Origin of the sequence: Micromonospora sp. II, assembly GCF_001709195.1 — a bacterium.
Classification (GTDB): Bacteria; Actinomycetota; Actinomycetes; order Mycobacteriales; family Micromonosporaceae; genus Micromonospora; species Micromonospora chalcea.
Genome location: NZ_LYXF01000024.1, coordinates 398,660 through 421,475, shown reverse-complemented (window position 1 = coordinate 421,475; position 22,816 = coordinate 398,660). Strand labels below are relative to the sequence as shown.

Below are 22,816 nucleotides of genomic sequence, written 5' to 3'. Positions count from 1 at the left end.
GCTCGACCTGCTCGACGGAACCTGTGAGGCGCGGAGCGGACACTCCGCGTAGCATCGACCTTACTCGATCAGGTTGGTTTGACAAGGCACCCGATCGGTCAGCCGTACCGGCAGCCGGTCGTACCCGCGCAGCATCAGCGCGCGGCGCGGCCCCGGTTCGGCGGTCAGCGCCGGGAAGCGGTCCAGCAGGCGGGGCAGCACCAGCCGCCCCTCGGCCCGGGCCAGCGTCGCCCCGAAGCAGTAGTGCGGCCCGGCGCTGAACGCCAGGTGCCGGTTGTCGGCGCGGGACGGGTCGAACCGGTCCGGGTCGGGGAAGCGGCGCGGATCCCGGTTCGCCGCGCCGGTCAGCACGACCACCGTCCGCCCGGCCGGCACCGGCAGGCCGGCGACCTCGGTGTCCACCGCGGCGTACCGGACCGCGAAGTGCACCGGCGGCTCGTACCGCAGGATCTCCTCCACGTAGGACGCCGCCAGCGACGGGTCGGCGCGCAGCGCGGCCCGCGCGTCCGGCCGTTCGGTGAGCAGCACCAGCCCGTTGCCGAGCAGGTTCGCGGTGGTCCGGAACCCGGCGTTGTACATGATGATCAGGTTGGCGAGCAGCTCGTCGGCGGTCAGCCGGCCGGGTTCGTCGTCCAGGCCGCGCAGCAGCGCGGAGACGAAGTCGTCACGCGGGGTCGCCCGGCGCGCGGCGACCAGGTCGGTGAAGTACGCGGTCAGCTCCGCCGCCGCGACGTTGGCGGCCCGGACCTCGCGCATGGACCGGCGGCCGATCTCCAGCACCGCGTCGAACGCGCGGACCCGGGGCGGGAACCACTCCCGGTCCTCCTCCGGCACGCCCAGCAGCTCGCCGATGACGTCGCTGGGCAGCCGCAGCGCGAAGCGCGCCATGAAGTCGACGGGCCGGCCGTCCGCGCCCGCCTCGGCGAGCCGGTCGAGCAGGTCGTCGGCGATGCGCCCGATGGCCGGTTCCAGCGCGGCGACCCGGCGCGGGGTGAGCGCCTGGGAGAACAGGTGCCGGACCCGGAGGTGGTCGCGTTCGGCGGCGTTGAGCATGGACGACTGGAGGATCCGGGTCACCTGGTGCTGGCGCCAGCGGACGCCGGCCCGGTCCAGGTAGTCGGCGCCGAGCACCCGGAACACCGGGTCGCGCAGCACCCGGTTGACCGCTTCGTAGCCGTGCACGACGAGCGCGTGCGGGTCGCCCGGCCGCAGCCGGGCCGCCTCCCCCGCCTCGTGCAGCCGGGCGTAGAAGGGGTACGGGTCGCGCCGCACCTCGTCGCCGAGCAGCTCGTCGAGGGAGACGCGGACGCTCATGGCCACTCCTCGCGGTCACCGCAGTCCCGTGACCATAGACTCACCGGCGCCGATGTGTCCACGGGACGTCCGGCGGTCAGTCCGGGCCCGCCCCGCAGGCGTCCTCGCGTACGCCGGCGAGCATGTCGGCGGTCGTGTGCGCCTGGATGCCGGACGGCACCGGATCGGCGAACCGCGCGACGACCGCCCGCACGTGCCGTTGCGCGGGTTCGGCCAGTCCGTCGTAGACGGCGGTGAACAGGTCCCGGGCCGGCCGGCGCAGCCATCCGGCCGGAAGCAGCTCCAGCGGCAGCCGCGGGTCGAGCGTGGGGAACCGCCGGTAGGTGTCCATCACCTCGGTGCGGGCCCGCACCGCCGCCGGACCGTCGACCGACTCCAGCCGGGACGCCAGCGGGGTCCACCGGCGCAGGAAATCCTCGTACTGGGCGCTGATCGCGGCGATGTCCCAGGCGTCGACGGGGGCGCGCTGGCCGGTCACGTCGAGCGCGTCCTGCCGGCCCCGGAACACGGTGACCGCGCCGGGCGCGAGCTGCGCCAGTCGCGACCGGGCCGGCTCCGCCAGCTCGTACGGGGAGATCCACAGCCCGTCGTACAGCGGCGCGAAGCCGAGCCAGCGCAGTTGCCCGCGCAGGGCGCGGCGCTGCGTGCCGCGGTCCTGCGGCAGCGAGAACGCGACCACCGTCCAGCACCCGTCCCACGCCTGCGTGTCGGCGGTGGAGGCGACGATCCAGCTCCCGCCGGCGGAGAGGTCGGCGGCGGCGCCACGACTGAGCCGGTAGAAGCTGTTGCGGCCCTGCCGGCTGCCCTCCAGCACGCCGCGCCGGGCCAGCCGGCTGATCGCGGTACGCGCGCCGGCGCTCGTCACCCCGGTCTCGGCGAGCAGCTCGACGATCGCGGCGGACGGCAGCGGGGCCCGGGTACGCAGCGTGTAGTCGGCCAGGAGGGTCACCGCCACGCTCTGCGGCGAGGTGCCGGCCTGCCGCCGGGGCAGCCGTGGCGTGGGCGCCTCGTCCGGGTAGATCTCCTCGATGTCGAACGGGCTTGGCACACGCGCTCCGGGCTCGGCTCAGGGACGGAGCATCGACTCTAGACGAACGCCGCCGCAGCGTATCGGCGTGCTTCGATTGACAGTTCACCGCCCGACGGGAACACTATGTGCCATATGAGCGCGGAGCCGGGCCGGGCAAGCCACATTCCGTGAGCGAGGCGCGACACCGCTGCCGTCCGGGCGGCCGGCGCGGCGCGTGACCGCTCATTCCCGCCTGCACACAGGCGATCGAAGGAGTCTCCGTGAGAATCAGAGCCAAGATGGTGGTGGCCCTGGCCGCGTCGCTGGTGGCGGCCGGCCTGGTGATCCCCACCGTGCAACCCGCGTACGCGGCGTCACTGGCCGAGGTGACCAGCTTCGGCGACAACCCCGGGCGCATGCGCATGCACGTCTACGTGCCGGACAACCGCCCGGCCCGGCCGGCCACGGTGGTGGCCATGCACGGCTGCGGCGGTTCCGGCCCCGGCTTCTACTCCGGCAGCGAGTTCGCCGGGCTGGCCGACCGGTACGGCTTCATCGTGATCTATCCCAGCGCGACCCAGCAGGCCGGGTTCGGCAACTGCTTCGACACCTGGTCCGACGCGGCCAAGCGCCGCGGCGGCGGCAGTGACCCGGTGTCGCTCATCTCGATGGTCCGCTACGTGCAGCAGCAGTACGGCGCCGACCCGGACCGGGTCTACGCCACCGGCAGCTCGTCCGGCGGCATGATGACCAACCACATGCTGGCGCTCTACCCGGACGTCTTCAAGGCGGGCGCGGCGTTCATGGGGGTGCCGTTCAACTGCTTCGCCGGCGCCTCCGACTACCCGCCCGGGTCCAGCCAGTGCACCGGCGGGAACATGAACCGCACCCCGCAGCAGTGGGGTGACGCGGTCCGCCAGGCGTACCCCGGCTACACCGGGCCGCGTCCCCGCGTGCAGCTGTGGCACGGCACCAACGACACGCTCGTGCCGTACTCGCTGCTGCAGGAGACGATCGAGCAGTGGACGAACGTGTTCGGGCTCAGCCAGAACCCCACCTCCACCGACACGCCGCAGTCCGGCTGGAACCGGCGGCGCTACGCCGACTCCACCGGCACCGTGCAGGTCGAGGCGTACAGCATCCAGGGCGCCGGGCACAGCCTGCCGTCGTCCGGCATGGCCGCGGCGGCGATCGCCTTCTTCGGCCTGACCAGCACGCCCGGGCCGACCACGCCCCCGCCGGGACCGACCACTCCGCCGCCGGGGCCGACCACGCCCCCGCCCGGCCCCACCACCCCGCCGCCGGGACCGACCACGCCGCCGCCCGGCACCGGCGCCTGCTCGGTGCGCATCGAGCTGAACGCCTGGAACAACGGCCTGACCGAGAACATCACCATCAGCAACACCGGCTCGACCGCGGTGAACGGCTGGTCGCTGGCGTTCACGCTGCCCGGCGGCCAGACCATCACCTCCGGCTGGAACGCCTCGTACTCCCCCTCCTCGGGCCAGGTGACGGCGCGCAACGTCTCCTACAACGCGGCCATCCCGGCCGGCGGCTCGACCACCATCGGCTTCCAGGCCACGCACACCGGCAACGCCGGGCGGCCCAGCTCGTTCACCCTCAACGGCCAGTCCTGCACGCTCACCTGACCGGCGTACCCCGACCCCGGTGACGTCCGGACGGCGGCCCCGCGACCCCGCGTCGCGGGGCCGCCGGCTACCCGGCCGGCGGGGCGGGTTCCGGAGCCCCGCCGCGGCTGATCCGCAGCGTCAACACGTCGGTGCGAACCGTGATGTGGCCGTGGAACAGCGCCGCTCCGCCCGTCCCGTAACCGACCTGGGTCGCGGTGACCAGCGGATGTCCGACCGCCACGCCGAGCCGCTCGGTGGCCTCGTCGTCGGCGAGCACCGCGGTGAGTTCGATCTCCGCCCGCCGCACCGGCATGCCGGTCGCGCTGGCCAGGAACTCGAACATGTCCAGGTCGATGCTGAGCAGCCCGGACGGGTCGAGGTCGCGGCCGTCGAACCGCAGCGGCAGGTGATCACGGATCCAGGCCGCCGGGACCCCGTCCACGGCGAAGAGCCGGTCGACCCGCCACACCGGCGAGCCCGGCTCCAGTCCGAGGACGCGCGCGCAGTCGGCCGGGCACTTCGCCCGGCTGACCGACGCGTCCTGAAGCGTCGGACGGTGACCCGTGGCGGTGATCCGGTCCCGCAGCGCGGTGACGTCACCGATGGACACCGGCACCCGCTCGGCGTCGTCGTGCACGAAGGTGCCGATCCCCCAGGTCCGGGTCACCACCCCCTCGGCGGCGAGCTGCCCCAGCACCTCGCGCACCGTCGCGCGGCTGACCTCCAGACGATCGGCCAGGTCCCGCTCGTTGGGCAGCTTCTCACCCGACCGGAACTCGCTGCCGATCAGCTGCCGCAGCCGCCCGTGCGCCGCCTGTAGCGCGGTTTCCCGCCGAGCCATCCGCCCTCACCTCATCACTGCCCGCCGCCGCGTCGGCGTACGGAGTGTAGTTCGTCCACGTCCGCTCGGACGATCACCGGCACGGCCTCACCACACCTGCTCCAGTACCCGGATGGTGTTGCCGCCGATCACCTTGGCGATCTCGTCGTCGGAGTAGTCGTGCGCCACCAGCCAGCCCACGATGTTCCCGAACGCCTCGCCCGGATTCTCCAGCCCGGACACGTACTCCACCCGCGGGTGCTGCGGACGGTTCCCGGCGTCGTGGGCGTAGTTGCCGGCGTAGGTGTCGTGCACCCCCACGTGGTCGCCGAACATGGTGTCCGGACCGAACGTGACGTGGTCGATGCCGACCAGGTCCACGCAGTAGGTGAAGTGGTCCATCACCGACTCGATCGAGTGGTGCTGGTGCGCCTGCGAGAGCGTGGTGTGCGGGGCGGCCTCGATGCCGATCACGCCACCCCGCTCGGCGCAGGCCCGGATCACCTCGTCCGGCTTCATCCGGGAGGTGTCCCAGACCGAGCGGGCGCCGGCGTGGGTGATGAACACCGGCACCCGGCTGGCCTCGATGACATCCAGGCAGGTCTGGTCGCCGGAGTGCGAGATGTCGATGGCGATCCCGAGCTTGTTCATCCGGTCCACCGCCCGGCGGCCGAAGTGCGTCAGCCCGCCGTCGTGCTTCTCCGACAGGCCCCCGCCGAGCATGTTCGCCTGGCTGTACGCGATGCCGAGCTGGCGTACGCCGAAGCCGTAGAGGATGTCGATCCGGTCCAGCTCGTTCTCGATCGGGCTGCTGCACTCCAGGCCCGCGACCAGGGCCAGCCGGCCGTCCCGCTTCGCGGCGTGGATGTCGTCCAGGGACGTGGCCAGGAAGACGTGGTCCTGCTTGTAGAGGTCACTCATCCGCATCCCGAGGGCGTAGACGAGGTCGTTCCACTTCCAGCCGTTCTCGCTCGTCACACAGGAGGCGCCGGCCATGAAGTTGTCGAAGACGGCGGTCAGGCCGGAGCGCGCCAGCCCCTCGTATCCGGTGCGCTGGCGGGCGGTGCGGTTGTAGGCCCGCAGCTCGCTGACGTCGGCCGGCAGGACCACCGGATGCTCGTGCAGCGAGATGGCGGCGTGCTCGGTGAGCAGCCGCGTCACCCGCGCACGCTGAGCGTCGGTCAGGCCGAGGTCGTGCTCCGGCACCCGGCCGATCTCCTCGGCCAGCGTGAACACCCGGTAGTCCGAGTGCGGCTCCAGGTACGAGTACGACCTGTGACCCTTGTACCGGGGGGCGGGTTCTTGCAGCAAGACGCTTCTCCTTTGGCGATCGCCGGCCGTCACGCGGCCAGCGGGAAGTGGCAGGCGACCGGATGCGCGCCGGCGGCCAGCGGTGGTTCGGTGGTGGCACAGGTGTCGGCCGCCTGCCAGCAACGGGTCCGGAACCGGCAGCCCGAGGGCGGATCCACCGGACTGGGCGGGTCGCCGGCCAGCAGGATCCGCTGCCGCCCCTGCCGGCCGGCCGGGTCCGGCACCGGCACCGCCGACAGCAGCGCCCGGGTGTACGGGTGCCGGGGCGACTCGTAGAGGCTGACCTCGGGGCCGGTCTCCACGAGCTTGCCCAGGTACATCACTGCCACCCGGTCGGAGATGTGGCGCACCACGGACAGGTCGTGGGCGATGAAGACGTACGCCACGCCGAGTTCCTCCTGGAGCCGCTCCAGGAGGTTGACCACCTGCGCCTGGACCGACACGTCCAGCGCGGAGACGGGCTCGTCGCAGACGATGACGTCGGGGCTGAGCGCGAGCGCCCGGGCGATGCCGATGCGCTGGCGCTGCCCGCCGGAGAACTGGTGCGGGTAGCGGTCCAGGTGCAGGCCGGGGTCGAGACCGACCAGGTCGAGCAGCTCCTTGATCCGCTCGATCCGGCGCCGGCGGTCCAGCACGTCCGGATGGATCTCGAACGGCTGGAGCAGGATCTCCCGGATCGTGCGGCGGGGGTTCAGCGACGTGTACGGGTCCTGGAGCACGATCTGGATCCGCCGGCGCAGGGCCCGCAGCTCCCGTCCCCTGGCCTGGTGCACCACTGACGTGCCGAAGCGCACCGCGCCGGAGGTGGGCTGCTCCAGCCCGACGAGCATGCGGGCCAGCGTGCTCTTGCCGCAGCCGGACTCGCCCACCACGCCGAGCGTCTCGCCCCGGCGCAGGTCGAAGGAGACACCGTCGACGGCCTTGACCACGCCGCCGGAGGTGAACGGGACCCGTCCCTTGACCGGGAAGTGCTTGACCAGGTTCTCGACCCGCAGCACGACCTCATCGCCGGGTGGCATCGAGCACCTCCTCGTGGTGGTGACAGGCGCTGGCACGATCGGCCGGCAGCGCCAGCAGCGGCGGCAGGACGACCCGGCACTCGTCGGTGGCCCGCGGGCAACGCAGGTGGAACGGGCAGCCGGCAGGGAGCCGAGCCGGGTTGGGCGGAGCGCCGGGAATCGCGTAGAGCTGCTCGTCGCGCCGGTCCACCCGGGGCATCGAGTTGAGCAGCCCCTCGGTGTAGGGGTGCGCCGGACCGGCGAAGATCTGCTCGACGGTGCCCCGTTCGACGATCCGGCCGGCGTACATCACCGCCACGTCGTCGGCGACCTCGGCGACCACCCCCAGGTCGTGGGTGATCAGCAGCAGCCCCATTCCGCTGTCCCGCTGGATCTCCGCGAGCAACTCCATCACCTGGGCCTGCACCGTCACGTCCAGCGCGGTGGTGGGCTCGTCCGCGATCAGCAGGTCCGGTTCCAGGGCGATGGCCAGCGCGATCATGATGCGCTGGCGCATGCCCCCGGAGAACTGGTGCGGATAGTCCCGCATCCGGTCCTTGGCCGCCGGGATCCGCACCCGGTCGACCAGTTCGACGGCGCGGCGGCGGGCGTCGGCCCGGGACATGCCGCGCCGGACCCGCAGCACCTCCACGATCTGGTGTCCGACGGTGAAGACCGGGTTGAGCGCGGCCATCGCGTCCTGGAAGACCATCCCGATCTCCTCGCCGCTGACCCGCTCCCGCTGCTTGCGTGACAGGGTCAGCAGTTCCCTGCCCCGCAGCTGGACCGAGCCGCTGACCGTCGCCGGCGGCACGTCGAGGATGCCCGTCACCGCCTGCGCGGTGACGCTCTTGCCGGAGCCGGACTCACCGAGGATGGCCAGGGTCTGCCCCGACTCGATCCGCAGCGACACCCCGTTCACCGCGTTGACCGGCCCGGTCGGGCCGGGGAACGCGACCTTCAGGTCGGCGATCTCCAGCAGGCTCATCGGAGCACTCCGGCGCGGCTGAGGAAGTCCCGCACCACCTGCTGGAACAGCTCCGGCTCCTCCAGTTGCGGCGAGTGGCCGGAGGACTCGAAGACCACCAGCTCGCCGCGGGGCACCAGGTCCGCGATGACCTGCGAGGCGGCCACCGGGGTACGCCAGTCGTGCCGGCCCACCGTCACCAGGGTCGGGCACGTGATCGACGGCAGCTTCGGCTTCAGGTCGTAGCGGGGCATGTTCTGCCCGAAGGCGGCGTTGTGGGTGCGGTAGTGGAACCGGGTGGCGGCCAGCCGCGCCTCGTCCTTTGCCGGGTCGTGCTGGTGGTCGTAGAGCGGCAGGATCGCTTTCCAGTACTCGCGCAACTGCTCGTTGCTCTCGAACCGGCCGGTGCCGATCCGGTCGATGACCCACTCCGGGATCACCGAACGGTCGGTGTTACGGGCCCGCTCCACCGCGAGGTGGTCGTGCGCGGTGTCCGCGGCGGTGTCCCGCAGCACCAGCGCGGAGACCCGCTCCGGGTGGGCGATGGCGTACTCCATGGCGATGAACCCGCCGTACGAGCCGCCGGCCATGACGATCGTCTCGTAGCCGAAGTGCGCGCGGATGGCGTCCACGTCGGCCACCCACTGCTCGTGGGTGAACGGTTCGTCGTCGCTGGACTCGCCGGAGCCGCGGGCGTCGAAGACGATGACCCGCATGCGGTCGGCGAACGGGCCGAACGAGCGCTTCGGCTCCTGGCGGGAGCCGAGGCCCGGCGCACCGTGGTGCACGATCATCGCCGGGCCGTCGACCGGGCCGAACGCCTCGACGACCAGTTCCGCTCCGTTGATTCTCATCGGATCCCCTCGATGATGTTGGACGCCAGGTCACGCGGGTACCGGGTGAGCCGGCGCGGGCCGTCGTCCTGTACCAGGACCGTGTCGGAGATGCGGTAGCCGGCGTGGCCGGGCACGTAGACGCCGGGCTCGCTGGACAGCAGCATCCCGGGGGCCAGCACGGTGTGGTCGCCGTCCTCGACCCAGGGCGCCTCGTGGTTCTGCAGCCCGATGCCGTGGCCCTGCCGGTGCCGGATGTAGTCGCCCAGGCCCCGGTCCCGCAGGACGTCCAGGCAGATCCGGTTGACCTCGGCGCAGGTACGCCCGGCGATCATCGCCTGGGTGCCCACCTCCTGCGCCTCCCGGTCGGCCTCGTAGTAGCGCACCTGCTCGGCGGTGGGCTCGCCGATGACGAACGTCCGCTCGCTCTCCACGAACCGGCTGGCCACCGCCGCGCCGAGGGAGAGGATCAGGGTGTCGCCCGGCTGGAGCCGCCGACGGGTCGGCAGGCCGTGCGGCAGCGCGGAGTTCGGGCCGGCGTAGACCAGCCCGCCGGCCAGCTTGGTGGTGTAGACGACCAGGTCGTACACGGCGTACATCCGGTCGGTGCCGAAGCCGATCACGTGCCGGGCGATCTCGTCCTCACGCGGCAGCGGCCGCCCGGCGGCGAGCGCCTCCTCGATCAGGGCCCGTCCGGCGGCCAGCATCTCGTCGCAGATCCGCGCGGCCGCCTCGTGGAACGGGATCTCCTCGGGGAACTTGCGCAGCCGCAGCTCGGCGACCGCGTCGGTGGTCTCCAGCGTGGCCCCGCCGATGGCCCGGGACAGCGCCCGGAACGCGCCGACCGAAAGGCCCGCGCCAACGCCGATACGGCGGACCGGACCGCCCGGACGGGACAGCGCCGAGGCGAGCGTCTCCTCGGCGGTGACCACGCCCGGGTACTCGAAGTACGTGACGATCTGGACCGTCACGCCCTGCTGGGCCGCGTACTCCTCGTCGAGGCGCGGGATCACCAGCAGCGGATCCCCCGTCCGCGGCAGCCAGAGGTACACCGGACGTTCGGTGGCGATGTAGAAGAAGCCACTGAGGAAGGCGACCTCCGCCGGCGAGGTGGCCAGGAACCCGTCCAGCCCTCGTTGTTCGAGCGCCTCGGCGAGCCGGCCACGGACGCTGTGGTAGAAGCTCTCGGGCAGTCGCATGGTCAGCCTCCGTTGCGACGGGGGTCGCGGGTGTCGTTGAACCGGGTTCCGGCGAGGGTCGCCGCCAGCACCAGGAACAGGATCGCCAGGGACGGGAAGAGCGTCTGCCACCAGGCGATCGCGATCGTGCCGCTGCGCTGGGCGTTGAGCAGGATGCGTCCCCAGGACCAGGCGTCCGGGTCGCCGAGCCCGAGGAAGCTCAGGCCGGCCTCGGAGATCACCGCCCGGGAGGCGGTGAGCAGCACGCTGACCACCATCAGCGAGACGACGGCGGGCAGGATCTCCCGGGTGACGATCCGCCAGCCGGTGGCGCCGAGCACCCGCGCGCCGTCGATGTAGGGCATCGCGCTGATCACCAGGCCCTGTGACCGGATCAGCCGGGCCACCTCGGGCCAGGCGAAGAACCCGATGATCAGGGTCAGCGTCGTGACGCTCGGGCTCACCACCGCCGCCAGCATGATCATCAGCGGCAGGGTGGGCAGCGCCAGCATCACGTCGGTGATCACCGTGGCGACCGCGTCGAACGGCCGGAAGTACGCCGCGGCCAGCCCGATCGCGGTGCCCAGCACGATGGCGAGCAGCGAGGCGGCCAGGCCGATCACCATGCTGGTCCGGGTGCCCCAGACCACCTGGGCGAAGATGTCCTGCCCGAGGTCGTCGGTGCCGAACCAGTGCGCCCCGGAGGGCGGTTGCAGCACGTCCGCGCCGGCGCCGGCGGGCTCGTCGGCGATCAGCGGCGCGAAGACCGCCAGCACCGCCATCACGAGCAGCACCAGCACCGACAGCGCCACGACGGGCTGACGCAGGTAGCCGGAGAGGAAGGACCGCCTGGGCGCGGCCGGGGCCGGCGGGAGCGCCTGCTCGGTCAGCACGGGGGCACTCACGGCACCCTCCCTTCGGTGGTGGCGGCGAACGGATCCGGGCGACGCGCCGGGACGCGGCGCGCGCTCACAGCCGGATCCGGGGGTTGAGGACCGCGTAGAGCATGTCGGTCAGGGCGTTGGCGATCACCACGGTGACGGCGAGCATGATGAACGCCCCCTGGATCACCGGGTAGTCCTGCTGCCCGACCGCCTCGTAGATCAGCCGGCCGACCCCGGGGTAGGCGAAGACCGTCTCGGTCAGCACCGCGCCGCCGACCAGGGTGYCCAGTTGCAGGCCCATCAGGGTCAGTGCCGGCAGGATCGCGTTGCGCAGGCCGTGCTTCCACACCCGACGCCGGGCCGAGAGACCACGCGCCTGCGCGGCGCGGATGTAGTCCTCACCGAGGACCTCGATCATGTTGGTACGGAGGGTCAGCGCGTACGGGCCGAGCTGCACCAGGACCAGGGAGAGCACCGGCAGCACCAGGTGGTGTGCCAGGCTCAGGTAGGCCGCCGCGCCCCGGGTGTCCGGGTCGATCGCCCCGCCAATCGGAAACCAGCCGAGCTGGGCGCCGAAGAAGACCAGCAGCAGGATCGCGACGCTCGGCACGAACAGCGCGTTGGCGCTGATCCCGAAGCCCTGCAACGCGCGGTCGAGCCACTTGCCGCGGTTGACCGCGGCGGCCACGCCGATCGGGATGCCGACGGCGACGGTCAGGACGAACGCGCTGCCGGCCAGCAGCAACGTCCAGGGAAGCCGGTCGAGGATGATGTCGGTGACCGGCTGGATCTGACGGAACGAGATGCCCAGGTTGCCCTGGACCAGCTCGCGCAGGTACGACACGTACTGCTCCCACAGCGGACGGTCCAGGCCGTACGTCTTGAGCAGCGCCGCCTGCATCTCCGGTGTCATGTCGCCCTCGACCATGAGGGTCGTGGGGTCCCCCGGCAGGAGCCGGAGCAGAAAGAACGTCGAAGTGATCGCGATCCACACGGTCAGGACGGCCTTCAGTGCCCGGCTGAGCACGAAACGCGCCACGGGGGACCCCTCCTCTCCTCTGGTTGGGTGGGTTACTTGACCGGGGTGACCTGGGCCAGCGAGTACGCGGTGACCATGCCGAGCAGGTCCGACGGCGACGGGACGAAGCCGGTGAACTTGCTGGCGTTGTAGGCGAACTGGAAGTTCTCCACGTACAGCGGGGTCAGGTACGCCTGCTCGTGCACGACCTTGTCAATGTTCTTGATCTTGGTCTTGAACGCCTCCACGTCGGTGGTGCCGGCCGCGTCGTTGATCAGCGCGTCCATCTCCGCCGACTCGAGCAGGTTGTAGTTGATGCCACCCGGGTTGCTGGACAGGTAGGTGCTGCGCAGCTGGTCCATCGGGTTGTCGAAGACACCCCACTGCGAGGCGTCGATGTCGTACTCGCCGTTCTTGGTGCGGGTGAGGAAGGTGTTCCGCTCCACGCACTCGTTCTCCAGCTTCACGCCGGCCTTGGCCGCGCTCTCCCGGAACAGCTGCACGACCCGGGTGATGTTGGCGTTGGACTGGTCGCACGCCACGCCGAACTTCAGCTCGTCGAAGAAGCCGTCGTTGTTGGCGTCCTTGTAGCCGGCCGCGCTCAGCTTGGCCTTCGCGCCCTCCGGGTCGAACGGGTACGGCTGCAGCTCGGTGTTGTCGTACTCGGAGAAGATCGGCGAGATCGGGCCGGCCATCTGCTGGCCGTCGCCCTGCAGCACGGCCGAGATGATCGCCTTGGTGTCGACCGCCATCGACAGCGCCTGCCGGACGTCCTGGTCGGCGAGGTACTTGTTCTTCATGTTGTAGGTCAGGTGCGCGAAGCCGAGTGCGCCGACCTTCTTCAGCTTGATCTTGTCGTCGTTCTCGAAGGTCTTCGCCGCCGAGACCGGCACCGGGGTGCCCATCATGTCGATGTCGCCGTTGCGCAGCGCCAGCATCATGGTGTTCACGTCCGGGTAGACCCGGTACTCGACCTGGCTCACCGCGGCCTTGCCACCCGGCGCGAGCGGGTAGTGCTCGTTGCGCTTCATGACGTAGCGCTGGCCCTTGGTGATGCTGTCCAGGACGAACGGCCCGGCGCCGACCCAGTTGGAGTCGTTGGCGAACTTGGACAGGTCACCGGCCGGCTCGAAGACGTGCTTCGGCACGACCGACATCCAGAAGCCGACGCCCTCGGCGAACGGCGCGTACGGCTGCGAGAGCTTGAACTTCACAGTGGTCGCGTCCGGCGCCTCGACCGACTCGACCCAGGTCAGCTTCGCCGCGACGTTGCCGAGCTTGTACTTCATGATCGACTCGGCGGAGAACTTCACGTCCTCGGCGACCACCGGCTTGCCGTCGGTCCACTTGAAGTCGTCGCGCAGCACGAAGACGGCGGTCTTGCCGTCGTCCTCGTAGCGGTACTCCTTGGCCAGCTCGGGCGACTTCTTCGCGTTCTCGTCGATCCGCAGCAGGTGCGGGTACATCGCGTTGAGGATCCACGAGTCGGTCTTGCTCAACGACTGGAGCGGGTTGAAATTGCTCACGTCGGTGGTGGTGCCGATCCGCAGCACCGAGTCCGACGACGAGCCGCTGGAGGAGGAGGTCTCCTCGTTCAGACCGCAGCCGGAGACACCGAGCGTGGCCGCCACGCCGAGCGCGACAGCGAGCCGCCACCGACCCTTGACTGTCTTGTTCACCAAACCTCCTGAAGAACCCGGATGATGTTGCCGCCGATGACCTTGGCGATCTCGTCGTCGGAGTAACCGTGCGTGACCAACCACCCGACGATGTTGCTGAAGCACTCCGCCGGGTTCTCCATGCCACTCACGTACGGAACCCGAGGGTGGTCCACCACTCCGTGGGCCTTTCCGATCGCCAGGTGCTGGGTAAAGCTGTCGTGCAGTCCGACGTGGTCACCGAAATTGGTGTCCGGGCCGAACGCGACGTGGTCGATGCCGACCAGTTCCACGCAGTAGGTGAAGTGGTCCATCACCGACTCGATCGAGTGGTGCGGGTGGTCGCCGGAGAGGGTGGTGTGCGGAGCGGCCTCGATGCCGATCACGCCACCCCGCTCGGCGCAGGCCCGGATCACCTCGTCCGGCTTCATCCGGGGGGTGTTCCAGACCGAGCGGGCGCCGGCGTGGGTGATGAACACCGGCACCCGGCTGGCCTCGATCACGTCCAGCGACGTCTGGTCGCCGGAGTGCGAGATGTCGATGGCGATCCCGAGCTTGTTCATCCGGTCCACCGCGCGCCGCCCGAAGTGGGTCAACCCGCCGTCGCGGTCCTCGGAGAGGCCGGAACCGAGCATGTTCGCCTGGCTGTACGCGATGCCCATCTGGCGTACGCCGAAGCCGTAGAGGATGTCGATCCGGTCCAGCTCGTTCTCGATCATCGTGGCTGCTTCCAGGCCGGCCACCAGGGCGATCTGCCCGTTGCGCTTGGCCTCGAAGATCTGTTCGAGCGTGGTCGCCACCACCACGTGGTCCTGCTTGGCGACGTCGGCGAAGCGCAGGCCGATGTCGTAGATGACGTCGTCCCACTTCCAGGCGTGCTCGCTGGTCACGCAGCCGGTGCCGTTCATGAAGTTGTCGAAGACCGCGGTCATGCCGGACCGGGCCAGGCCCTCGAACCCGAAGGAGTTGCGGCCGGTGCGGTTGTAGTCGCGCAACTGCGTCACGTCGGCCGGCAGGATCTTCGGGTGCTCGTGCAGCGAGATGGCCATGTGCTCGCGCAGCAGCCGGGAGACGCGGGCACGCTGGTCGTCGGTCAGGCCAAGGTCGTGTTCCGGCACCCGGCCGATCTGTGGCGCGAGCTCGAAGACCTTGTAGTCCACATGCGGCACCAGGTAGTCGAAGGACCGGTATCCGGCGTAGCGGGGGGCGGGTTCCTGCACTGGTCTACTCACCTCGTCAGCTAGAGGCATGAGGAGTGAGGTCTGACCTCATGCCTCGTGGAACGTACCGAGCGCAAGCACGGCACAGGAATACCTCGTGACCTTTCCGTTACCGGAATCGGGGAACATTCCCGCAGGTCGGGACCGGTCTCCGGCAAGCGGGCCGAGCAACTGAGCCGGCCCCGGCCGAATGCACGAGGCGATCGGGCCGAACGGCGGACCGCGCCTCGATCACCCCCAGTGGTCAGACCACTCGACCGCGAAATGCACGCCGAATGCGCGGCAATGGTGAACCAAGGGGTTCAGTGTTGTACGGTGAACCATGTGGTTCAGCAAGAGACGCTCGACCGGGTCTTCGCCAGCCTGGCCGACCCCACCCGACGCGACATCCTGATCCGGCTCGGCACGGGTCCGGCCACCATCAGCGAGCTCACCGGGCCCACCGGGATGAGCCTCACCGGCATGCGCAAGCACGTCCGCGCGCTGGAGGACGCCGGTCTCGTGGTGACGCAGAAGGTCGGCCGGTCCCGGCAGTGCCGGCTCAGCGAGGCCCCGCTGGACACGGCGATGGCCTGGATCAGCTTCTACCGGCGCCTCTGGGCACGCCGCCTGGACGGCCTCGACGCCTATCTCACTCTCACCACGGAGGACCGTGACCATGACGCTCCAGATCCACCTGACCCGACAGCTTCCGGGCACGCCTGAGGAGGCGTTCGACGCCTACACCGACGCCGGCAAACAGAAGATCTGGTTCGGCATCCTGGACGAGGAGCCGGGCATCGTGGAGATCGACGTCGACCTGCGGGTCGGCGGGAAGCAGACAGCCGTCTGGGGGCCCTCCCCCGACATGCTGTTCCGCGAGACCCAGACGTTCCTGGAGATCGACCGCCCGCACCGCCTGGTCACCGAATCCTCCGGCAGCAGCCCGGACGGCGAGACGATGACCACCCGCGTCGAGGTCACCTTCGAGGAGAAGGACGGCGGCACGCTGATGACCGTGACGCAGAGCGGCTTCCCGGCCCCGGAGCTGCGCGACTTCTTCGCCACCGAGGTGTGGACCGGGGCGTTCGCCCGCATCGAGGCGTACCTGACGCGGGAGCGCGGGACGCTGCCCTCGCCCGGCTGACCGGCCGAGCCGTCACGGATTGTGGTCGGGTAGACAGCGCCGGATCCCGCTTTTTGCCGACACCGCGTTGGTAAGATCGCGACATGGTGTCGACAAACATGAGAGGTGGCGGCTGATGTTCCTGGCCATTCGTGAGCTGGGGTTCGCGCGGCTGCGATTCGCCCTGATGGGAGCCGTGATCGTGCTGATCTCGGTGCTGATGGTGATGCTCTCCGGCCTGTCCGTCGGACTGGTCCGCGACGGCGTCTCCGGGCTGCAGAACCTTCCGGTCACCTCGTTCGCGTTCGCCCACGGCGTGCAGCACGACTCGGCGTTCTCGCGCAGCGTGGTGGACGCCTCGACGGTGGACACCTGGCGCGAGCAGCCCGGGGTGGCGGAGGCGACCCCGTTCGGCAACACGCTCATCAACGGGCGTACCGACCGGGGCACCGAGGTCGACCTGGCGCTGTTCGGCGTCGAGACCGACTCGTTCCTGTCGCCCGCGGTCAGCGAGGGCGACCGGCTCGGCCCGGCGGACGGGATCGTGGTGAGCCCCACCGCGATCGACGCGGGCCTGCGCGTCGGCGACACCGTGACGGTGGACCGGCTCGGCACGAAGCTGCGGGTCGTCGGCGTCACCGAGCAGCAGGACACCTTCGGCCACGTCGACGTGGCGTACGTACCGCTGGCCACCTGGCAGGCGGTCAAGTCCGGCACGCCGGCCGGCACGCAGGTGCCGGCGCAGGCCACCCAGGAGATCACCGCCGTCGCGGTCCGCGCGGCCGACGGCGACTCGGTGGACCTGGCCGCGGGCGACAAGGCCGCCGGCACGGAGAGCCTGACGCTGGAGGAGTCCTACGGCGCCTCGCCGGGCTACACCGCCGAGACGACGACGCTCCAGCTGATCCAGGGCTTCCTCTACGCGATCTCGGCGCTCGTGGCCGGCGCGTTCTTCGCGGTCTGGGCGATCCAGCGCAAGCAGGAGGTCGCCGTGCTGCGGGCGCTGGGCGCCTCGACCGGCTGGGTGCTGCGCGACGCCCTCACCCAGGCGCTGATCCTGCTGGCCCTCGCCATCGCCGTCGGCATGGGGATCGGACTCGGCCTCGGCGCGCTGATCTCCGGCGGCAACGTGCCGTTCGCGCTGCACCCGCAGAGCATCGCCGCCGCCGCGGCCGGACTGCTCGTGCTCGGCCTGGTCGGCGCGGCAGCCGCCGTCGTCCGCCTCACCTCCATCGACCCGGCGACCGCCCTGGGAGGCAACCGATGAGCAGCCGGACCACAGCATCCCCCTCGACGACGGGCACCGCGCCGGCCGACCTCGGCCTGGTCATGCGCGGCGTCCACCTGCGGCACGGCGACGGCGCGGAGACCGTGCACGCGCTCGACAACGTGGACCTGACCGTCGCGCCGGGCGAGCTGGCCGCGATCGTCGGGCCGTCCGGCGCGGGCAAGTCCAGCCTGCTCGCCGTCGCCGGCGGGCTGGCCCGCCCCGATCAGGGCGCCGTCACAGTGGCCGGCCACGACATGACCGTGTCCAGCCGCCGGGCGCGCACCGAGCTTCGCCGCCGGCACGTCGGGTTCGTGTTCCAGTCGGGCAACCTGCTGCCCGCGCTGACCGCCGCCGACCAGCTGCGCCTGCCGCTGCGACTGGGCGGGCGGCGGGACCGCGCCGGACGCGACCCGCTGGAGATGCTCGCGCACGTCGGCCTGGCCGGTAAGGCCGACCGCCGGCCGCACCAGCTCTCCGGCGGCGAGCGCCAGCGCGTCGGCATCGCCCGGGCGCTGATGACACAGCCGTCCGTGCTGCTGGTGGACGAACCGACAGCGGCGCTGGACCGGGCCCGCAGCCACGACATCGTCCAGCTGCTCGCCCAGGAGGCACGGGAGCGGTCGGTGGCGGTGGTCATGGTCACTCACGATCACGACGTGCTGCAGTACTGTGACACCGTCTACGAGATGATCGACGGCAAGCTCGCCACGAGCAGCTGACCGCGACGGCAGGGCGCGACGCGGACCCGGTGCGCGCACCGGAGACTTGGAGGTTGGCGTGCCGAAGATCCAGGCCTCAACCGTCGCCGAGCACCGGGCCGCCCAGCGGGCGGCGCTGCTCGACGCCGCCCGCGCCCTGCTCTCGCAACACCCGGACCAGATCCCCAGCCTCGCCGACGTGGCGCGGCACGCCGGCCTGGCCCGGTCCAGCGCGTACTCCTACTTCAAGTCGCGCACCGACATGTTCGACGTGCTCGTCGCCGACACCTTTCCGCGGTGGTCGGCCTTCGTCGAGAACCGGATGGCCGAGGCCCGCACGCCCGGGTCGCGGATCCTGGCGTACGTCGAGGCCAACCTGCAACTGGTTGCCCGGGGCGACCACGCGCTGGCCCGGGCGATGGCGACAGTCGGCAACAGCGAGGTGCTCGCGACCTCCAGCCGCCTCCTGCACGACAGCCTCGAGGCGCCGCTGCGCGCCGCTCTCGCCGACCACGGGGCGAGCGACCCGAACCGGATGGCCGAGGTCATCCAGTCGATCGTCTACGCCCTCAGCCGCATGATCGAGAACGGCCTCGACCTTCCCTCGGCCACCGGCCTCGCCCGCGAGCTGCTCACGCCGTACGTGCGCCCCGCCGCTGCCTGACCCCCGCCACCGCCGGCACGTCCCACCCGGCCGCCTCGCGGCGAGCGTCCCTCCGAACCGGACAGTGCCGACCCGGCCGACCGAACGATCGAAACGGACCGCCGGGCGGTCGCCGGGCGGCGGCACTGTCATCTCCCGTGGCCGCCCGAACGATCGAGCCACGAATCGACGAACCTTGCCCGCTTGCGTTCCGCCTAGTGGAACAGCAGGTCAGAGGCAGTACGGTTCGGTAAGTTACCGATCAGTAGCCTGTTGACGGAGACCGGCGTCACCCCTACCGTTCCACTCAATCGAACGGCGTACGGTTCAACCGAACGCTCTCGGCCATGCCGAGTGCGGCCCGAAACAGGAAGTCCGAGGCATGCCTGACGACAAGCTTCTCGCTCTTCTCTCCCCCACCCGGCTCGGTCGTCTCACACTGCGGAACCGGGTCTTCGTCCCCGGTCACACCACCAACTTCGGACTGAACAACGTGCCCACCGGGCGCCACGTGGCCTATCACGCGGAGCGCGCCCGGGGCGGCGTCGGCCTGATCATCACCGAGGCGATCCGCGTGCACCCCACGAGCGCGGGCCGCAGCATCAGCCTCGGCAGCTTCGACGACTCGTCGATCCCGGCGTACGCGGCGGTGACCGAGGCCGTGCACGAGCACGGCGCACGCATCTTCGCCCAGATCATGCACGCCGGCCGGCAGGCGAACGGGGACGCGACCCGCACCGCCGCCTGGTCCTCGTCACCGGTGCCGTGGGCGGCCGGCTCACACGTGCCGCACGCGATGGGACGCCGGGACATCGCCGTCGTCGTCGAGGCGTTCGCCGCCGCCGCCCGGCGGATGCGTGATGCCGGCTTCGACGGCCTGGAGGTGCACGCCGGCCACGGCCACCTGCTGCAGCAGTTCCTCTCGCCGCACACCAACACCCGCGCCGACTCCTACGGCGGCAGCCTAGACAACCGGATGCGGCTGACCCGTGAGGTGCTCACCGCGGTGCTGGCCGCCGCGCCGGACCTGCCCGTCGGACTGCGGGTCAGCGCCGACGAGTTCCTGCCCGGCGGTCTCGACCCGGCCGCGGTGCTGGAGATCGTCGGCAAGCTGCGCGCCGACTTCCCGCTCGCCTACGTGCACGTCAGCCACTCCGCCTACCACGGCAGCTGGTCGCTCGCGACGCAGATGGCGGACATGAGCTTCGGCCACGCCCCGTTCCGGCACCACGCGGCGCTGTTCAAGCAGGAGTTCCCGGACCTGCCGGTGCTCGCGGTGTGCCGGCTGGACAGCCTGCCGGAGGCCGCCGAGCTCGTCGCCGCCGGCGAGGCCGACCTGGTCGGCCTGGCCCGCCCGCACATCGCCGACCCGCACCTGGTCCGCAAGGCCGAGCAGGGCCGCCAGCACGAGGTACGCGCCTGCCTCGCCTGCAACCAGGGCTGCATCGGCCGGCTGGAGACCAGCCTGCCGATCTCCTGCGTGGTCAACCCGGAGGTCGGCGCCGAGCGGGAATGGGCGCAGGCCTGGCCGGAGCTGCCCGGACCGTCCGGCGCGCGCAAGGTCCTCGTCGTCGGTGGCGGCCCGGCCGGCCTGGAGGCCGCCCTCTCCGCCCACCGGGCCGGGCACCAGGTGTCGGTGGTCGAGGCGCGCGGGCACCTCGGCGGGCAGGTGGAACTGGCCGCGCGCGTACCCGGACGGGAACGGCTCGGCCTGCTCACCCGCGACCTGGCCCGCGACGTCGAGGCCGCCGGCATCCCGGTACGCCTCGACCACCGCATCGGCGTCGAGGACGTGCTGGCCGGCGGCTACCAGGACGTCGTCCTGGCCACCGGCTCCCGGCCCACCCGGCGGGAGCTGCCCGGCGGCCCGCCGGTGATCGACATCTGGCAGGCCGTCGAGGCGCTGACCGACCCCGACTTCCGGCCGACCGGCGCCGTCGTCGTGCTCGACGACGAGGGCACCTGGGCCGCCGCCTCGGTGGCCGAAGGGCTGGCCCGGCGCGGCGCCCGCGTCCACCTGGTCTCCCCCACCGCCTCGGTGAGCGCCAAGATCACCACGTACTCGCGGCTGGCGCTGCTCAAGCGCTTCGCGGACCTGGGGATCGCGGTGCACCCGATGCGCACGGCGCGCCCGGCGGGCGCCGACGCGGTCGCCCTGGGCGGTCCGCTCGCCGGCGCCGACACCCTCGTCGAGGGCGTCACCACAGTCGTCGACGCCGGCTCGCCGCAGGCCGCCGACGAGTTGTACCGGCAGCTCGACGCGCTGCCCGACGGTCCCCGGATCCACGTCGTCGGCGACGCGAACGCCCCCCGCACGGCCTTCGAGGCCGTCTACGAGGGACGCATGGCGGGTGCGTTCCTCGGCCGCTACGACACCGCGTCCGCAGATCGCGTGCGGTACGCCCACTGACCCGTCCATCCCGGTCGCGGCCCGCCGCGGACCGGTCCTCCCCCACCTGAAGAGGAGACACGCATGCTGGACATCGAGGAGCGCCTCACCCTGGATGAGCGTTCCGCCGTGGACTTCGTCCTCGGCCTGCGCAAGCGCTGGGCGGACACCGTCTACCCGGCGCTGCGCGAGGAGTACGGCGCCACCGGCGCGGCGGCCACCACGGTCGGCGACGCGAGCCAGGTGCTGCGCGGCCTTCCGCTCTACCCGTGGTTCAGCCACCTGGAGCGGGTGCAGCAGAAGATGCTGTGGAAGGTCGCCGGCGACGCGGTGCTCAGCCGCCGCGAGGAGCTGACCGACCAGCTGACGTCGGTGCCCGAGCAGCCGAAGGGCTCGCTGGAGCTGAACCCCGACCTGGAACTGCCCGACTGGTACACCGACTACGACATCCACATCCAGCCCGGCAGCTTCTTCTCCGACGACATGTCGGCCTACGTGTACGAGTTCGGGGCGCGCATCGTCATGCTGCGCGACAACGACGGCTACAAGTTCCACACGCTGTTCGCCAAGACCGCCCTGCCCGAGCTGCCCGCGGCGACCCGGATCGTCGACATCGGATGCGGCTTCGGCAAGAGCACCCGGCCGCTGCCCGCGAAGTACCCGACCGCGCAGGTGATCGGCGTGGACCTGGCCGCGCCGGGTCTGCGGCTGGCCCACGCCGAGGCCGAGGCGACCGGACTGGCGATCGACTACCGGCAGGCCGACGGCCGGGCCACCGGCATCGAGTCGGGCAGCTGCGACGTGGTCACCGGCACGATGGTGCTGCACGAGATGCCGGCCACCGCGATCCGGGAAACGATCGTGGAGGCGGCGCGCCTGCTCAAGCCGGGCGGCTCGCTGCGCTTCCTGGAGTTCATGCTCACCGGCGACCCGCTGCGCGACGCCACCGTCTACGAGCACGCCGAGCGCAACAACGAGCCGTTCTTCCACGACCTGTTCGGCTCGGACCTGATCGAGGTCTGCGCCGAGGCGGGCCTGACCGACGTGTCGTGGACCCCGTTCGACGAGCGCCGCAACGGCGTCCAGCCGCAGGGCTGGGGCGACCGTCCCGAGTGGCACTTCCCCTGGGCCGTACTGGCCGCGACCAAGCCGGAGGCGTGATGAGCACCGAGTTCGACTACTTCGGAGACCCCAAGGTCGGCAAGCTGCTCGACCTGGTGCTGCAGCTCTCCACCGAGCTGCACGTGACCCGGCAGCGGGTACGTGTGGTCGAGGCGCTGCTGACCCGTTCCGGCGTGCTGACCGAGGGCGCCGTCGACGGGTTCGCCTCCACCGAGGAGGAGCAGCAGGTCCTCGACCGCGAGCGGGACGCGCTGCTGGCCCGCCTGATGCGCATCCTCACCGAGCACGGCCCCGCGGAGCACCCGCTGCGGGACCAGTGGGAGGCGGCGCTGAGCGAGAAGACCGGCTGATGAGCGCACCGGACGCGCCCGGCCTGATCGACAGCTACCTGCAGCTGTGTGAGGACCGCCGGCTCGACGAGGCCGGCGCGTTCCTCGCGCCGCAGGCCCGGCTGGTCTTTCCGGGCGGCCGGGAGTACTCCTCGCTGCGGGAGATGGCGGCCGCCTCGACCGGGACCTACCGGTGGGTGCGCAAGCACCGGGACCGCTACCTGGTGGGTGACGACAACGGGCGGGTCACCGTGACCTCGCTCGGGCGGCTGTACGGGGAGTGGCTCGACGGCACGCCGTTCGAGGACATCCGCTACGCGGACGTGTTCGTGCTCGACGGCGCGCTGATCGTCGAGCAGCACGTCTACAACGACCTGGCACTGGTCGCGTCGCTGCGCGACGCCTGAGGGCACTGGGGC

Annotated in this window: 22 protein-coding genes; 10 read left to right on the top strand and 12 right to left on the bottom strand. The window is 71.3% G+C overall.

Going from position 1 to position 22,816, the window contains the following annotated elements; all coding sequences use genetic code 11:
- Nucleotides 1–60 precede the first annotated feature (60 nt).
- Together A8711_RS13655 and A8711_RS13650 are read right to left on the bottom strand one after the other, a co-directional pair.
- A complete protein-coding gene (locus A8711_RS13655; protein WP_069088416.1) occupies nucleotides 61–1,314 on the bottom strand; it encodes a cytochrome P450 in 1,254 nt (417 codons plus the stop codon).
- Nucleotides 1,315–1,390: 76 nt separating this feature from the next.
- A complete protein-coding gene (locus A8711_RS13650) occupies nucleotides 1,391–2,362 on the bottom strand; it encodes a PaaX family transcriptional regulator C-terminal domain-containing protein (RefSeq protein WP_069088415.1) in 972 nt (323 codons plus the stop codon).
- Between the two features lie 242 nt (nucleotides 2,363–2,604).
- Here A8711_RS13650 and A8711_RS13645 point away from each other — a divergent pair, with 242 nt between their 5' ends.
- Nucleotides 2,605–3,972, top strand: coding sequence for a PHB depolymerase family esterase (locus A8711_RS13645; protein WP_176722810.1), 1,368 nt, complete (start codon nucleotides 2,605–2,607; stop codon nucleotides 3,970–3,972).
- A 67-nt stretch (nucleotides 3,973–4,039) separates the two neighbouring features.
- On the opposite strand, the gene A8711_RS13640 is transcribed toward A8711_RS13645, so the two are convergent.
- From A8711_RS13640 to A8711_RS13595, 10 genes are all read right to left on the bottom strand, one after another.
- The gene (locus A8711_RS13640) at nucleotides 4,040–4,795 is read right to left on the bottom strand and encodes a GntR family transcriptional regulator (protein ID WP_064445588.1); all 756 of its coding nucleotides are present in this window, start codon (nucleotides 4,793–4,795) and stop codon (nucleotides 4,040–4,042) included.
- A gap of 87 nt (nucleotides 4,796–4,882) precedes the next feature.
- Nucleotides 4,883–6,085: a dipeptidase gene (locus A8711_RS13635; protein ID WP_198033260.1), complete on the bottom strand. Its 1,203-nt coding sequence runs from the start codon at nucleotides 6,083–6,085 to the stop codon at nucleotides 4,883–4,885.
- A 29-nt stretch (nucleotides 6,086–6,114) separates the two neighbouring features.
- Nucleotides 6,115–7,104: an ABC transporter ATP-binding protein gene (locus A8711_RS13630; protein ID WP_043323250.1), complete on the bottom strand. Its 990-nt coding sequence runs from the start codon at nucleotides 7,102–7,104 to the stop codon at nucleotides 6,115–6,117.
- Entirely contained in the window at nucleotides 7,088–8,071 is a 984-nt protein-coding gene (locus tag A8711_RS13625; RefSeq protein ID WP_043323248.1) for an ABC transporter ATP-binding protein, read from the bottom strand. The genes A8711_RS13630 and A8711_RS13625 overlap by 17 nt, the downstream gene beginning before the upstream one ends.
- A complete protein-coding gene (locus A8711_RS13620; RefSeq protein WP_043323247.1) occupies nucleotides 8,068–8,904 on the bottom strand; it encodes an alpha/beta fold hydrolase in 837 nt (278 codons plus the stop codon). Before A8711_RS13620 ends, A8711_RS13625 begins: the two co-directional genes overlap by 4 nt.
- Entirely contained in the window at nucleotides 8,901–10,082 is a 1,182-nt protein-coding gene (locus A8711_RS13615) for a Xaa-Pro peptidase family protein (RefSeq protein ID WP_069088413.1), read from the bottom strand. Before A8711_RS13615 ends, A8711_RS13620 begins: the two co-directional genes overlap by 4 nt.
- Before the next feature lie 2 nt (nucleotides 10,083–10,084).
- Complete coding sequence (locus A8711_RS13610) at nucleotides 10,085–10,966, bottom strand: ABC transporter permease (protein WP_223200978.1); 882 nt, start codon at nucleotides 10,964–10,966, stop codon at nucleotides 10,085–10,087.
- 64 nt (nucleotides 10,967–11,030) lie between these two features.
- Nucleotides 11,031–11,984 carry an ABC transporter permease gene (locus A8711_RS13605; protein ID WP_069088412.1) on the bottom strand — a complete coding sequence of 318 codons (954 nt, stop codon included), beginning with the start codon at nucleotides 11,982–11,984 and terminating at the stop codon, nucleotides 11,031–11,033.
- Nucleotides 11,985–12,016: 32 nt separating this feature from the next.
- A complete protein-coding gene (locus A8711_RS13600; protein WP_069088411.1) occupies nucleotides 12,017–13,642 on the bottom strand; it encodes an ABC transporter substrate-binding protein in 1,626 nt (541 codons plus the stop codon).
- Nucleotides 13,639–14,841 (bottom strand): dipeptidase, encoded by a 1,203-nt coding sequence (locus A8711_RS13595; RefSeq protein WP_043323232.1) that lies wholly within the window; start codon nucleotides 14,839–14,841, stop codon nucleotides 13,639–13,641. The genes A8711_RS13600 and A8711_RS13595 overlap by 4 nt, the downstream gene beginning before the upstream one ends.
- Before the next feature lie 324 nt (nucleotides 14,842–15,165).
- Between A8711_RS13595 and A8711_RS13590 the strand changes: the two genes are divergently transcribed.
- The 9 genes from A8711_RS13590 to A8711_RS13550 all read left to right on the top strand — a co-directional run bounded on the left by A8711_RS13590 (nucleotide 15,166) and on the right by A8711_RS13550 (nucleotide 22,804).
- A complete protein-coding gene (locus A8711_RS13590; protein WP_176722809.1) occupies nucleotides 15,166–15,546 on the top strand; it encodes a metalloregulator ArsR/SmtB family transcription factor in 381 nt (126 codons plus the stop codon).
- Complete coding sequence (locus A8711_RS13585; RefSeq protein WP_069088410.1) at nucleotides 15,500–15,967, top strand: SRPBCC domain-containing protein; 468 nt, start codon at nucleotides 15,500–15,502, stop codon at nucleotides 15,965–15,967. Before A8711_RS13590 ends, A8711_RS13585 begins: the two co-directional genes overlap by 47 nt.
- Nucleotides 15,968–16,082: 115 nt before the next feature.
- A complete protein-coding gene (locus A8711_RS13580; RefSeq protein ID WP_069088409.1) occupies nucleotides 16,083–17,213 on the top strand; it encodes an ABC transporter permease in 1,131 nt (376 codons plus the stop codon).
- A complete protein-coding gene (locus tag A8711_RS13575; protein WP_069088408.1) occupies nucleotides 17,210–17,935 on the top strand; it encodes an ABC transporter ATP-binding protein in 726 nt (241 codons plus the stop codon). Before A8711_RS13580 ends, A8711_RS13575 begins: the two co-directional genes overlap by 4 nt.
- Nucleotides 17,936–17,993: 58 nt before the next feature.
- The gene (locus A8711_RS13570; protein WP_043323222.1) at nucleotides 17,994–18,578 is read left to right on the top strand and encodes a TetR/AcrR family transcriptional regulator; all 585 of its coding nucleotides are present in this window, start codon (nucleotides 17,994–17,996) and stop codon (nucleotides 18,576–18,578) included.
- Between the two features lie 361 nt (nucleotides 18,579–18,939).
- Nucleotides 18,940–20,967: an FAD-dependent oxidoreductase gene (locus A8711_RS13565; RefSeq protein WP_069088407.1), complete on the top strand. Its 2,028-nt coding sequence runs from the start codon at nucleotides 18,940–18,942 to the stop codon at nucleotides 20,965–20,967.
- 63 nt (nucleotides 20,968–21,030) lie between these two features.
- Entirely contained in the window at nucleotides 21,031–22,107 is a 1,077-nt protein-coding gene (locus A8711_RS13560; RefSeq protein WP_064445584.1) for a class I SAM-dependent methyltransferase, read from the top strand.
- Nucleotides 22,107–22,418, top strand: coding sequence for a hypothetical protein (locus tag A8711_RS13555; protein WP_064445583.1), 312 nt, complete (start codon nucleotides 22,107–22,109; stop codon nucleotides 22,416–22,418). Before A8711_RS13560 ends, A8711_RS13555 begins: the two co-directional genes overlap by 1 nt.
- Complete coding sequence (locus A8711_RS13550; RefSeq protein WP_043323211.1) at nucleotides 22,418–22,804, top strand: hypothetical protein; 387 nt, start codon at nucleotides 22,418–22,420, stop codon at nucleotides 22,802–22,804. Before A8711_RS13555 ends, A8711_RS13550 begins: the two co-directional genes overlap by 1 nt.
- Nucleotides 22,805–22,816: the final 12 nt, after the last annotated feature.

Excerpts from the sequence above, each read along its gene's own strand:
- A8711_RS13655 (WP_069088416.1), bottom strand. The coding sequence starts at position 1,314 with ATGAGCGTCCGCGTCTCCCTCGACGAGCTGCTCGGCGACGAGGTGCGG.
- A8711_RS13640 (WP_064445588.1), bottom strand. The coding sequence starts at position 4,795 with ATGGCTCGGCGGGAAACCGCGCTACAGGCGGCGCACGGGCGGCTGCGG.
- A8711_RS13630 (WP_043323250.1), bottom strand. The coding sequence starts at position 7,104 with ATGCCACCCGGCGATGAGGTCGTGCTGCGGGTCGAGAACCTGGTCAAG.
- A8711_RS13625 (WP_043323248.1), bottom strand. The coding sequence starts at position 8,071 with ATGAGCCTGCTGGAGATCGCCGACCTGAAGGTCGCGTTCCCCGGCCCG.
- A8711_RS13620 (WP_043323247.1), bottom strand. The coding sequence starts at position 8,904 with ATGAGAATCAACGGAGCGGAACTGGTCGTCGAGGCGTTCGGCCCGGTC.
- A8711_RS13615 (WP_069088413.1), bottom strand. The coding sequence starts at position 10,082 with ATGCGACTGCCCGAGAGCTTCTACCACAGCGTCCGTGGCCGGCTCGCC.
- A8711_RS13585 (WP_069088410.1), top strand. The coding sequence starts at position 15,500 with ATGACGCTCCAGATCCACCTGACCCGACAGCTTCCGGGCACGCCTGAG.
- A8711_RS13580 (WP_069088409.1), top strand. The coding sequence starts at position 16,083 with ATGTTCCTGGCCATTCGTGAGCTGGGGTTCGCGCGGCTGCGATTCGCC.
- A8711_RS13575 (WP_069088408.1), top strand. The coding sequence starts at position 17,210 with ATGAGCAGCCGGACCACAGCATCCCCCTCGACGACGGGCACCGCGCCG.
- A8711_RS13565 (WP_069088407.1), top strand. The coding sequence starts at position 18,940 with ATGCCTGACGACAAGCTTCTCGCTCTTCTCTCCCCCACCCGGCTCGGT.
- A8711_RS13560 (WP_064445584.1), top strand. The coding sequence starts at position 21,031 with ATGCTGGACATCGAGGAGCGCCTCACCCTGGATGAGCGTTCCGCCGTG.
- A8711_RS13555 (WP_064445583.1), top strand. The coding sequence starts at position 22,107 with ATGAGCACCGAGTTCGACTACTTCGGAGACCCCAAGGTCGGCAAGCTG.
- A8711_RS13550 (WP_043323211.1), top strand. The coding sequence starts at position 22,418 with ATGAGCGCACCGGACGCGCCCGGCCTGATCGACAGCTACCTGCAGCTG.